11 protein-coding genes and 1 tRNA gene are annotated in these 11,653 nt (G+C 62.6%); 4 read left to right on the top strand and 8 right to left on the bottom strand.

Annotated elements, in window-relative coordinates:
* Positions 1 to 159 precede the first annotated feature (159 nt).
* The gene (locus HMPREF2785_RS05735; protein WP_256008564.1) at positions 160 to 588 is read left to right on the top strand and encodes a recombinase family protein; all 429 of its coding nucleotides are present in this window, start codon (positions 160 to 162) and stop codon (positions 586 to 588) included.
* On the opposite strand, the gene HMPREF2785_RS05730 is transcribed toward HMPREF2785_RS05735, so the two are convergent.
* From HMPREF2785_RS05730 to HMPREF2785_RS05710, 6 genes are all read right to left on the bottom strand, one after another.
* Positions 585 to 1,016 (bottom strand): single-stranded DNA-binding protein, encoded by a 432-nt coding sequence (locus tag HMPREF2785_RS05730; protein WP_034997554.1) that lies wholly within the window; start codon positions 1,014 to 1,016, stop codon positions 585 to 587. The two genes, HMPREF2785_RS05735 and HMPREF2785_RS05730, sit on opposite strands and share 4 nt — an antisense overlap.
* Before the next feature lie 90 nt (positions 1,017 to 1,106).
* Positions 1,107 to 1,250 carry a hypothetical protein gene (locus HMPREF2785_RS11970; protein ID WP_016456431.1) on the bottom strand — a complete coding sequence of 48 codons (144 nt, stop codon included), beginning with the start codon at positions 1,248 to 1,250 and terminating at the stop codon, positions 1,107 to 1,109.
* 161 nt (positions 1,251 to 1,411) lie between these two features.
* Positions 1,412 to 2,434 carry a DUF4192 domain-containing protein gene (locus HMPREF2785_RS05725; RefSeq protein WP_034997552.1) on the bottom strand — a complete coding sequence of 341 codons (1,023 nt, stop codon included), beginning with the start codon at positions 2,432 to 2,434 and terminating at the stop codon, positions 1,412 to 1,414.
* Positions 2,435 to 2,899: 465 nt separating this feature from the next.
* Positions 2,900 to 2,973: transfer RNA gene (locus tag HMPREF2785_RS05720), tRNA-Met, on the bottom strand.
* A 158-nt stretch (positions 2,974 to 3,131) separates the two neighbouring features.
* Entirely contained in the window at positions 3,132 to 3,911 is a 780-nt protein-coding gene (locus tag HMPREF2785_RS05715) for a glucose 1-dehydrogenase (RefSeq protein ID WP_070614501.1), read from the bottom strand.
* A gap of 123 nt (positions 3,912 to 4,034) precedes the next feature.
* Positions 4,035 to 6,941 (bottom strand): UPF0182 family protein, encoded by a 2,907-nt coding sequence (locus HMPREF2785_RS05710; protein ID WP_246821168.1) that lies wholly within the window; start codon positions 6,939 to 6,941, stop codon positions 4,035 to 4,037.
* A gap of 173 nt (positions 6,942 to 7,114) precedes the next feature.
* Here HMPREF2785_RS05710 and HMPREF2785_RS05705 point away from each other — a divergent pair, with 173 nt between their 5' ends.
* Complete coding sequence (locus HMPREF2785_RS05705; RefSeq protein WP_070451114.1) at positions 7,115 to 7,603, top strand: PPA1309 family protein; 489 nt, start codon at positions 7,115 to 7,117, stop codon at positions 7,601 to 7,603.
* A 38-nt stretch (positions 7,604 to 7,641) separates the two neighbouring features.
* The gene (locus HMPREF2785_RS05700; RefSeq protein ID WP_224212998.1) at positions 7,642 to 8,316 is read left to right on the top strand and encodes a hypothetical protein; all 675 of its coding nucleotides are present in this window, start codon (positions 7,642 to 7,644) and stop codon (positions 8,314 to 8,316) included.
* 3 nt (positions 8,317 to 8,319) lie between these two features.
* Here HMPREF2785_RS05700 and HMPREF2785_RS05695 read toward each other — a convergent pair whose 3' ends face one another.
* Complete coding sequence (locus HMPREF2785_RS05695) at positions 8,320 to 9,432, bottom strand: YlbL family protein (RefSeq protein ID WP_070483118.1); 1,113 nt, start codon at positions 9,430 to 9,432, stop codon at positions 8,320 to 8,322.
* A gap of 69 nt (positions 9,433 to 9,501) precedes the next feature.
* On the opposite strand from HMPREF2785_RS05695, the gene HMPREF2785_RS05690 reads away from it, so the two are divergent.
* Complete coding sequence (locus tag HMPREF2785_RS05690; RefSeq protein WP_070614498.1) at positions 9,502 to 11,001, top strand: zinc-dependent metalloprotease; 1,500 nt, start codon at positions 9,502 to 9,504, stop codon at positions 10,999 to 11,001.
* Between the two features lie 132 nt (positions 11,002 to 11,133).
* Here the strand turns inward: HMPREF2785_RS05690 and HMPREF2785_RS05685 are convergent, their stop codons facing one another.
* The gene (locus HMPREF2785_RS05685) at positions 11,134 to 11,628 is read right to left on the bottom strand and encodes a M48 metallopeptidase family protein (protein WP_070614503.1); all 495 of its coding nucleotides are present in this window, start codon (positions 11,626 to 11,628) and stop codon (positions 11,134 to 11,136) included.
* Positions 11,629 to 11,653: the final 25 nt, after the last annotated feature.

The raw sequence follows: 11,653 nt of genomic DNA, 5'->3' as shown, positions 1-11,653 counted from the left end.
CTGCGGGCGCTGGTAGGGGCACCTGGGGTACACCCCAAGCGAACAATTTGTGAATGAAAAAACTTCCTGTTCGCTAGGGTTAGTTCCAAGACTAACGGAACAGAACCGTCACTGCCTCTGGAGATCACTGAACAGTTGGGGGCGATCTCAGGACAAAAGGTGGGCTATGCCCGGGTGAGTTCGAAAGATCAGAACCTTGATCGTCAGATTGAACAACTCAAGGCAGAGAAGGTCTTCACCTATTACACGGATAAGGCCAGTGGTGGATCGCGTGAGCGCCCTGGACTTGATGAAGCAATGCGATATGTCCGTGCAGGAGATCAGCTTGTCGTCACGTCGATGGATCGGTGCGCGCGTTCACTGACGGATCTGTACGCCATTGTTGACGAGCTAGTCAGCAAAGGAGTGTCGGTGAAGTTCCTCAAGGAGGGACAGACCTACTCAAAAGACTCCACCCCGATCGCCAAGCTGATGCTAGGGCTGTTGGGTTTTGTTCAGTTGGGTAAGGCCGTGAAAGAGCTGGATCAACACCGTGAAATAGTTGAAAAAAATAACCCCGCAGGTTTCCCTGCGGGGTGTCGTTGTTAGAACGGTGCTTCGTCGTTGTCGGCGTCAGCGCCAGCCAGGGCGGCGTTCGCCGCCTCGCCTCCGCGACGGGCTGCGCGCGCAGCGGACTCTTTCTTGGAGTCGATCAGCTGCACGGTGTCGATACGGGCGACCAGCGGGTAGTGCTTCACACCGTCCTTGTCGGTGTAGACGTCGGTCTTCAGCGAGTAGCTCACTGCGACACGGTCGCCGGACCCGATGCAGCCGAACACGCCGGGGTTCTTCGCGTCCTGGACGTAGCCGGTCAGCTCCACGATCTCGCTTTCCACCTTGCCGGTGGCCTTGTTCTTGAAGGTGTTGCGCGCATAGACGCTGAGCTTCACCGTCGCACCGCCGTTTGCGTGCTCGAACAGCTTCGGTGCGCGAGCTGCGTTGCCGACGATGGTGCCGTTGTTGAAGGGGTTGGACATGATGGTTCTCCTTATGTGGGTGGGTGTGAATTGCCGTGCAATGTGGGTGTTGAAGCAGCTGCTTTGCTGCTGCGGGGGGTTGCGCTGTCGTTACAGCACTGCCCAGGGCAGCGGCGTGCCTGCCGCCTCTAGGTCGCGCAGTTCTTGTGCTGCACCCGGATCGGCGTCCTCGCCGTCGATGCCGTCGGCGAGCTGGTAGAGCAGTTCCAGGTCGGTGTGGGTGATGTCGCGCATCAGGTGCCTCCTTGTTCGGATTGGTGGTCAATCCGTCTGTTGGAGACAGCTCTGCTGTCTAGGGGTCGCTCCCCTGCCTCGTTGAGGTGTCGGTCGTCGCAAGCCACGGCCGACGAGAAAAAAAGAAACCCCGTTGCATCGCTGCAACGGGGTGTGTGGTGCTACTCGGTGAACAAGATCGTGCGGGTCTTCTCGGCGCCCTCGCGGACGAGTTCGACCATCCGCTCGCCTTGGCCGATGTCGGTCAGCTTGGCCACCAGAGACGGGAAGTTCTCGTCTGGCCCGATCTCGGTGGCTCGGTGCGCAGCCACGCCAGCTAGTCCCGGCTGGCCTGTGGCGTGCGCAAGCACGGCAACCGTGGTGGTGAGCTGCGCGCGCATCCCTGGCCAGCTGGTCGGGACAGCACGCATAACCTGCTCCGCGAACCGTAGGCCCGCCTGCGGGTCATCGAGCAGCGCCGCGAGCAGCGCGTCTCGCAAGCGCGGCGTGGTGAAGCATTTCAGCGCCGATCGAACAGCGCGCGTGCTCGGCTGGGTTATTCCTGCCGCCGCCTGCTCGTATTCACGCTGCAGCACGTCGGAGAACATGGGCGGGATATACGCCAGCGCGTCTTCGATGATGTCGGCGTGCTCGGCAGCGTCGATGCCGTGATCGGTGCTGTTCAGGCGTGCCTCGATGTCGTCTTTGCTCGGCTCCGGCAGCTCGCCGGTGTGCTCTAGCATCTGCCGCAGCGCCGCCGATGCGGCGACCTCGCCGACAACGCCGTGGCGCGGCTCGTCGATGAGCGGATGCTGGTACACAGACCACCACGCAGCCCCGGTGACGATCTCGGGCACTTGCACCACCCCGAGCAGCGGCGGTAGGTGCACTGCCCCACTAGTGAGATACGTGGCCGTCTCGTCAAAGACCGGCTGCGCAATGTCATCGCTGATCATGTACGCGATAACAGCGTCGAGTTCGAGGTGGTGGACCCACGCTGCGAACCGCTCGCGACTCTCGGTGAGCTTCTCCACGGCCTCGTCCAGATCGAACCGCGCGACCGGGCCGAGGCGGACGGTGTCGACGCCCTCGTCGTCGACGAAGAACGCGAGGATCAGCGAGTTGTTCGGGTAGAAGCCGAGGATGCCGGGGAGGTTCGCGAGGATCTCGCCGTGAGATGCAAGCGTGTGGGAATGAGTGGACATGGCAGTGCTCCTTTGCACGAATACGGGGTGAACGTGGTCAATCCCGTATTCAGTCCGGCTCTGCCGGTCGCAGGCGTATCCCCGCAGTGCAGTGCCTTTGTGCGCTCGGCGTCGCTAGCGCAGCCTGATGCTCGCTCGCTGGGTGCGAGCGCTAGCGACGCAGCATTGTTAGATCCCCGCGTCGCCGCTGGTTAAGCGTTACCTTTGGCGCGGTTGTGAGACTTGCACAGCAGTTCGCAGTTGCTTTCCTCGAACGGCCGACTCCCGTGGCGTTCCTTCGTTGCTGCCGTCCTAGCAATCACTAAGCAATGCACCGAAAACCTGCGCCGCGTCGTTGGAGCGTCGCAGTTCCGTTTGGTGCAGGATTTTGACCCTAGTGCACCAGCTAGTGCACCAAATGGCGATCCGATCACAAAATGAAGAAGGCCCCTACCAGCGTTTCCACTGGTAGGGGCCTTATCTTAGTAGCGGGGGCTGGATTCGAACCAACGACCTCTGGGTTATGAGCCCAGCGAGCTACCGAGCTGCTCCACCCCGCGTCGGGCGCAATATGTGATTTTCGCCTGTCGCCGTAACCGGCAACGTGGACTTACTATACATACACCGACAGAGAGCACCAAACCGCCTGTTCACAACGGTTTGGTGCGATCCAATCATCGGGGCTTCCCTACTATTGCCGCTACCGCTACTACTGCCGTTACTGCTGGGCAGCGAGCTGGCCGAGGATGCCGTAGATGTGCTTCGAGGCACCCAGGGTCAGGCCGCCGTCGACAGCAATCTCTGCGCCGTTGATGTAGGACGCGTCGTCGGACGCGAGGAACAGCACCGTCTTCGCAACCTCCTCGGCGCGGCCCGGACGGTTCGCTGCCGCGAGCGGAAGCGGAGCATCCTCCACAAGGGAATCTGCCGTCATCGGGGTTGCAATCGCACCCGGGTGGACGGAGTTGATGCGGATGTTCTCGTCAGCAACGTCGGCGGCGACCGTCTTGGTCATGCCGCGCACTGCCCACTTGGATGCCACGTAGCCGGTCGCACCGACCTGGCCTTCCAGGCCCGCGGTGGACGACATGTTGATGATCGCGCCGCCGCCCTGCTTACGGATCTCCGGGATGGCGTACTTCATGCCCAAGAACACGCCGTCCACGTTGACGGCCATGATCTTCTGGAACTGCTCCAGGGTGGTGTCCTCCACGCCCGTCATCTGAAGGATGCCGGCGTTGTTCACCAGGATGTCCAGGCGGCCGAACGCCTCGTTCGTCGCCGCGATGGCGTCCTTCCAGTCCTGTTCGTCGGCAACGTTGAGCTTCACAAAAATTGCGTTGTCGCCGAGCTCGTTTGCCAGTGCCCCGCCGAGCTCTTCGTTGAGGTCAGCGATGACAACCTTTGCACCTTCTTCGACGAAGAGTTTGCAGTCTGCTGCGCCCATTCCCGATGCACCACCGGTCACAAGCGCTACTTTTCCGTCAAAACGTCCCATGGTCTATCCAGCCTTTCTCTCAAAGAGTTGGTTGTGAACACCATGCTAGATACAAAAATGGTGCATCGCGCGCCCACTTCGCGCGATGCACCCGGTCCTGGGGGACGAGATAACTATAACCCGTTACTGCGCCTTCTGGTACTCAGCCACTGCACGGTCGAGTTGGTCGATGGCGCGACCGTACTCCTCGAAGGAGCCGTTGCGGGCACTCTCCAGGTTACGAAGAGCATCATTGATCCTGTTCAGGGCCTCGTCGCGGTTTACCTTCGGAGCGTTATCACCCTCCGGCTTGGCTTCCTTGTTCTCCTCAGCGGGGGTAGTTTCAGCCTCACCCTGTGGTGCGTTTTCGTCCACCACTTCGACTTCCTGCGCTGCGTCAGAGTGGATACCCACCTGCTTCAGCGCCTGGGACACGGTCGGGGCGTAGCCCACCTGGCCGCGGTAGAACACCAGCACGCGCAACAGCTTCGGGAAGGCCGAGGCCTGGTCCTTGCGCTGCGAGTAGATCGGCTCGACGTAGAGGATCTCGCCGCCGCCCACCGGCAGGGTGAGCAGGTTGCCGTTCTTCAGATCGTTCGTCCCCTCCCACAGGGTGCGGTCACGCGCCACCTGGTCGGAGGACATCAGGGCGTCCTGAGCCTGCTTCGGACCCTGGGTTTGGGTGTTCGTCGGCAGGACGCGCACGGTGATGTTGCCGTAGGTCTCCGGATCAGAAGACACCGCCATGTGTGCGGACAGGAACTCGCGGTTCAGGCCACGGAACGGGGTGATCAGCTGGAAGGACGGCTTATTGGTCTCCGGGTCAGCGGCCACCACGTAGTACGGCGGCTGGTTCAGCTGGTCGCGGCCTTCCGGTGCGGTCGGGTCGTTCGGCACAGACCAGAAGGCGTCGTTGTTGAAGAACACGCCCGGGTCATCCACGTGGTAGCGCGCCAGCAGGTCACGCTGGACCTTGAACAGATCCTCCGGGTAACGCAGGTGGTCACGCAAGGAGTCGGAGATCTCCGAGTTCGGGCGCACGGTGCCCGGGAAGGACTTCATCCACGCGTTGAGTACCGGGTCGGACTCGTCGAACGCGTAGAGGTCCACGGTGCCGTCGTAGGCATCAACGGTGGCCTTGACGGAGTTGCGGATGTAGCCGACGTTGTCGGTGATCAGACGCTGGGTGGTGCCGTCCGGGTTCAGCGCGTCCTGCGTGGTGTCCTGCAGGGAAGTACGCGTGGAGTACGGCAGCTGGGACAGGGTGGTGTAGCCGTCCACGATCCACTTCACGCGGCCGTCGATAACAGCCGGGTAGGTCTTGGAGTCGGTGGTCAGCCACGGTGCGACCTTTTCCACACGCTTGCGCGGGTCACGGTCGTAGAGCACCTTCGAGTTGCCACCAACGCGGTCGGACAGCAGGAAGCTCAGTTCCTGGTACTTCACGGCGTAGGCCACGCGGTTGATCGGGTTGCCGATGTCCACGCCGCCCTTGCCGGTGTAGGTGTAGGTGGAGTTGTCGGTGTCGTACTCCACCGGGCCCTGGCCGTTATCGCCCACAATGGCGTAGTCCAGACCATCCTGCGCAGAGGCGATCACCGGGCCGAAGTAGATGCGCGGCTCTTCTACCTTGATGCCCAGCTCTTCAGCCTCGCCGGCCTCCTTGGCGGCGGCGTTGGCCTGCAGGTCGGACACGGTAAAGATTGGCAGGCCACCGCGGGTGGAGCCGGCGTCCTGCGCGGCCTCGTCGACAGTATTGGCCTGCGCTGCGACAAAGCCGTTGCCGTGGGTGTACACGGTGTGGCGGTTAATCCAGTCGCGCTGGTTTTCACTCAGCGCGTTCGGGTCCATCTCACGCGCGGCGACAACGTAGTCGCGCATCTGGCCGTCGACCTCGTAGCGGTCCATAGCCAGCTGGTCTGGGAAGCCGTAGAAGTTACGCAGCTGCTGGTTCTGGGTAAACGTCGGGGAAATGATGTCCGGGTCCAGCAGGCGCAGGTTGGAAATCGTCGCCTCGTCCTTGGCCACATCGGCATTCGAGGTGTTGCCGCCCCAGTTCTCCATGTAGGTGACCTTGTCGTCGGTCAGCCCGTACGCCTCGCGGGTGGCTTCGATGTTGCGGCCGATGTACTCGTATTCCTTGGCCTGACGGTTCGGCTTGACCGAGAACTGCTCCAGCAGCGCCGGCCACACGTTGCCCACAACGATCGAGGACACCAGCATGAGCACCGTTGCCAGCACCGGGACACGGAAGTCCTTGAACACGATGGAGGCGAAAAACGCCGCTGCGACAACCACAGCGATGACGGTGAGGATGATCTTCGCGGGCAGCATCGCGTTGACCGCGGTGTAGGAGGCACCGGTGAAGATGTCGTTCTGGCTGGATAGCAGGTAGTAGCGGTCCAGCCAGTAGGTCACGGCCTTGGTCAGCATCCACAGGCCTGCGGTGACGGCGAGCTGGATGCGCGCCGGCTTAGACACCATGCCCTTGACACCGGTGACGTTGTTGCCAATGCGGATGCCACCGAGCAGGTAGTGGCCTACCGCGCCGATGACAAACGCGACGGCAAGCAGCATGGACAGCGTGCCCACAATCGCAGAGATTGCCGGCAGGCTAAACGCGTAGAAGCCTAGGTCCTTGCCAAACTGCGGGTCGGTGGTGCCAAAGTCCCCACCGTTGAACCACATCATGAACACACGCCACATGCGCTGGCCAGCAAGACCAGACATGATGCCCACGATCACCGGCACCCAGGTCAGCAGCCCCTTCACACCGTCTTGCACGGCGGCGCGGTACTGCGCTTGCTGCGAGGTCTCGCCGAAAATATCGCCGCTGTCTTGTTGCCTGCCACGCCACGCAATCCGTGCCGCTGCCCATGCGACGGCTGCACCAAGCAGCGCGAAGATGACAAACAGCACGACACGGAAGAGGATCACTCGGTTGAAAACACCGCGGAAGTCAACCTCCCCAAACCAGAGAAAATCGGTATAGATACCGATCAGCACTGGCAGGAGGAAGAAAAGTGCGGCGAGTACACCGAGTGTGACCATGAGGCCTTTATTCGGTTTCTGCGACCGTGGTTGTGGCCGGGTGAGGCGGGTAGCCAAGCCTGCTCCTTAGGAATAGTGTTGTCCAACGTCTATGTGCATTACAGCCTAGAAAGTTTAACGGCCAACAATCCGGAAAGGTTCCCGTGCGCGAACAACAAGCCCTGAATAAGGCCATGATGGAGGCCGTCGATTTCGTCCACGCCGAAGGTTGGGACGCCCCGCCAACCCTCTTCGGTCTGGTACCAACGCAATTGCTTGTCGACGAGCTGGGCACCCTCGACGACTCCTCCCCCCTCACCCTGGTTGTGCAGGAATTGCCGGAGAATATCCTGCCCGGTTCCGAGGAGCTCGGCGAGTACGTCACCCGCCTGGCCTGGCCGCGTGAGGTTGAAGGCGTGATCCTGGCGCAGGAGATCCTCTTCCGCGACGCCTCTGCCCCGGCGGATGCCGAGGCGCGCCCGGCGCGGTTGTTCTCCGGCGTGCTGCGTACCGAAGACATCGAGCAGACCCTGCTGCAGATGCGCCTGACGGATGAAGAGTTGGAGGAGCGCGGCCCCTTCGCCCAGGACGACATTGAGCTGCGTGGCGGCCCGGATGTCGCCCCGGGTGTGATCGCTGCGCTGCGCTACGGCCTTGAGCAGGACCCGGACGACCTGGTTTAAGCTAGACAGCCGAAACCCAACCCAAGGAGCTTCTGACCGTGTCTGTGTCCCGCCGCGCAATCGCCTCCGCTGTCCTTGTCGGCTCGTTGTCTCTTGCCGCCTGTGGTGGTGGCGAGGACGACGAGGCCAACGCGACCAGCAGCCCCATCTCGACGTCGTACATCAGCGAGGACCCAACCACCTCCTCGGATTCGGAGACGACCACGCCTGAAACGACCACGTCCGAGACAACTACCACCGCTGAGTCCGAATCTGACACGGCGTCGGAGTCTGCTTCCGAGACGGTGTCGTCGACAAGCACGAGCTCCTCGAAGCGGGAGAAAGCGGACTCGTCTGCAGAGGCAACCTTGGAAAAGGTACGCGAGCGCTTCGCCTCCCTTGCGCCTGAGGAGTTCTTCGACCAGTTCGAAGGCTGTGGCGCCGGCGGGATCAGCGGATCTTATGACTGTCAGGGCGACGAGATTGGCCAGTTCCAGTTCTTCGACTCCGAATCGAAGGCGGCCTCCTCGACCCAACTTCTTACTGAGCTGCGCTCCTCGCGCGTGGTGGAAGACTCCGGCGACCGCGTAGTCGGCTGGTCCACGCTGGGCACCTCCGCGATCATCACCGTGGTGGATAACCGCGAGGGCCTGGTCATGCAGCAACTGATCTCCTCCGACCAGGAGGACCCGCGCCAGCGGATCTACGAACTCGGCCTGGCGAAGAAGCCCTAACCCTTAGCCGTCGCAAGTTGGCACGTCGCGGCCTGCGGCGAACGCCTCCATCGCATCCACTGCCTCCTGGAGGGTGGACACGGCAGCGACGGTCATATCACCAGCGTCGGCCCGCTTCACCGCATCACAATTGCCCTTCGGCGCGAGGAACAACTCGGCGCCCTCATCGCGCGAGCCACGGATTTTGTGGGTGATGCCGCCGATGGGGCCGACCTCGCCGTCGTCGTTAATCGTGCCGGTACCGGCAACAAACTTGCCCCCGTTGAGCTCGCCTGGCGTCAACTTGTCAATCACCGCCAGCGAGAACATCATGCCCGCACTCGGACCACCGATGTCGTTGAGGTTGTAGTGCACCTTCAGGCCATCGGCGGGCTCAGAATCCATGAGAATGCCAAGCATCGGCTTGCCCTTTTCGTGCGGATTCTCCTTCAGCTCGATGGTCTTCGTCTCTTCCTTGCCGTCGCGGCTGATGGTCACATCCACCGTCTCGCCGGGCTTTTTGGCAAAGACCACGTCCTGGACCGCGCTCGGCTTGGCGACCGGAGTGGAGTCGATGGCAAGGATCTTGTCACCCTGCTGCAACGTCCCGTCCGCGGCAGCGCCTTCGACCACGTCATGAATGTTCACCGTTGTGGGTTTGCCCAGATAGTGCATCGCCGCAACCGTCGCCGACGCCTCCGACGCGACAAACATCTGCTGGTTAAACTCGCGCGTTTCTTCCTCGCTGCGATCCGCCGGCATCACCTGCTCGATCGGCACCAGCGTGTCCTTAGTCACCGCCCAACGCGCCAACGCCTGGCCCAACGTCATATTCGTGCGCACCGACACCGTGGTCATATTCAGCTGCCCGCCGGTGTCAAGGGTCTCCGCACCCTCGATGTCCACCACGGGCGTGCCCTGGATCTCGCTGAGCGTGTCAAACGTCGGGCCCGCCCCTTCCGCCGCGTACGGCACCGTGAGCTTGATGTCCGTGCCGGGAATGTGGTCCATCGTCATCCCCACCGCAAGCAACGCGATAGGCACTGCACCCCACACCAGCGTGGAAAAACGCTTGTTCGCTGTCTTGGTCGCGGGCGTGTGTTCTGCCGCGTCCGCTGGTGTGTGCGCGTTCGTCATGGTGGCACATGTTAGCGCAGCAACCAGCAGCTCCAACCCGCGCCGTTGTGCAGCTGTATTGTGGCGCCTATGAGTAACGGATTCGGATTCTCCTTTCCCAACGACGGCAACGACGACAACGAGGGCAGGGACAACGAAGGCAACAACAACGACAACGGGCGTGGCGAGCCGACCAACCCGTTTGCAGCCTTCGGTTTCGGCGGAAACTTTGGGTCCGGCGGGTTCGGTGGATTCGGAGGCCCCGGCGGCCCCGGCGGCGCCGGCGGCGCTGGTGGCGCTGGTGCTGGCGGGCTTGGCGACATCCTGAATCAGTTCGGCCAAATGCTCTCCGGCATGGGCTCCTCCATGAACGCCCAGGAGGACGGCGACGCCGTCAACTTCGACCTGGCCGCCCGCATGGCTCGTCAGCGCATCGCCGGGGTGAACCCGGTCAGCGAGGCAGACTCCCGCGCCGCCGAGGAGTCCTTCCGCCTAGCGGAGCTCTGGCTCGACGGTGCCACCGCACTGCCCGCCAGCCAGGCACAGGCCAAGGCCTGGAACGCCCAAGATTGGCTGGAGCAGACCATGCCGATGTGGAAGCGCCTGGTCAACCCGGTCGCCGCCAACATGGCGCGCGCCCAGTTGGACACCATGCCCGAAGAGGCCCGCGAGATGATGGGCCCTATGGTCAGCATGGTTAACCAGATGAACTCCATGCAGTTCGGCATGAAGTTGGGCCACGCATTGGGCGATCTTGCCCAGCAGGCACTGACCGGCACTGACTTCGGCCTGCCTGTCGCACCCGCCGGCATCGGTGCGGTCCTGCCGCGCAACATCGCGGAGATTTCCAAGGGGCTGGACCTGCCAGGCCAGGAAGTGATGGTCTACATCGCCGCACGCGAGGCCGCGCGCCAGCGCCTGTTCCGCAACGTGCCGTGGCTTGTCGAGCGCCTCGTCTCCTCCGTGGAGGAATACGCCGCCGGCCTGCAGATTGACACCTCCCACATCGAAGAGGCCGTCCGCGACCTGAACCTGGATGGTGGCGATCCCACACAGATCCAGGAGGCCATGCAGCGCCTTCAAGACGAGGACCTCTCCCCGCGCGTGGGCACCCGCAACGCTGCCTCCACGTCCCGCTTGGAAACCCTGATCGCGCTTGTTGAAGGCTGGGTTGACGTCGTCGTCGACGAAGCCCTCAGCGAACGCATCCCCACCACCCCGCAACTCGCCGAGGCGTGGGCACGCCGCCGCGCCACCGGCGGGTCTGCTGAGCAGGCCTTTGCCAACATCGTCGGTATCGAACTCGCAGCACCGCGCACCCGCGAGGCCGCCGAATTGTGGCGTCGCGCAGGCACCGCTGTGGGCGTGGATCGTCGCGACGCCGTCTGGGAGCACCCCGACCTCCTGCCGTCCAGCGAGCAGCTGGACAACCCGGCGTCCTTCATCGACACGCTTCTCGACGACGCCCCCGACACCGACCTCGACGACGAATTTGCCAAGTTGGAAGAGGAACTGCGCAACAACCCGGAGTTGAAGCGCGAAGACGGCGACGGCAAAGACGACGGCAGCCAGGACGGCACGGAGCTGTAGGCGCTGCCTGGCCGCGCGGCGGGGCTGACTGACGGATTGCGGCAGAATCTGTCAGCGACGAAGCATCTGTCCAGGTCAGAAAACGACCCTGACAGATTTTGTGAAATTTGTCAGTCGGCTGACGCGGTAGGCCTAGCCGTAGCGCTGGTAGGCCTCCAAAAACCCGCGGGCGCGCCCCGCCTTGGGTACCCGATCCGCCCAGGCGTAGAACTCTTTCGAATGGTTCGGGATGAAGGTGTGCGTTAACTCGTGCACCAGCACCGCGTCCAGCACGTAGGCCGGTACGTCGCGAAGCCGATCGCTGATGCGGATATCACCGGTCGATACGGTGCAGGAGCCCCAGCGCGTGTTTTGGTTAGACACCCACCGCACCGAACCAATCGTTGCCCGCCCCTGCAGAATTTCCTTGTTCAGGGTTTCGGCGCGGGAGCGTAGGGAGTCGTCGTCAAGCAAACGCGTCGACGTCTTCTTCTCCAACTTGGCCAGCATCTGCTCCACCATCTCGCGCTCCTGCGCTTTGGTGAAGTGCGCCGGAATGCGGATCTCCGCCACCCCGCCAACCACCCTGGCCTGCACCGTCTTCGCACGACGAGCCGAGCGGATCACGCGATATTGCATCCCAGACATGGCACAACATTGTAGGATGCGATGC

Source organism: Corynebacterium sp. HMSC067D03, from assembly GCF_001811185.1.
GTDB lineage: Bacteria > Actinomycetota > Actinomycetes > Mycobacteriales > Mycobacteriaceae > Corynebacterium > Corynebacterium coyleae.
This window is presented reverse-complemented; position numbering and strand designations above follow the sequence as displayed.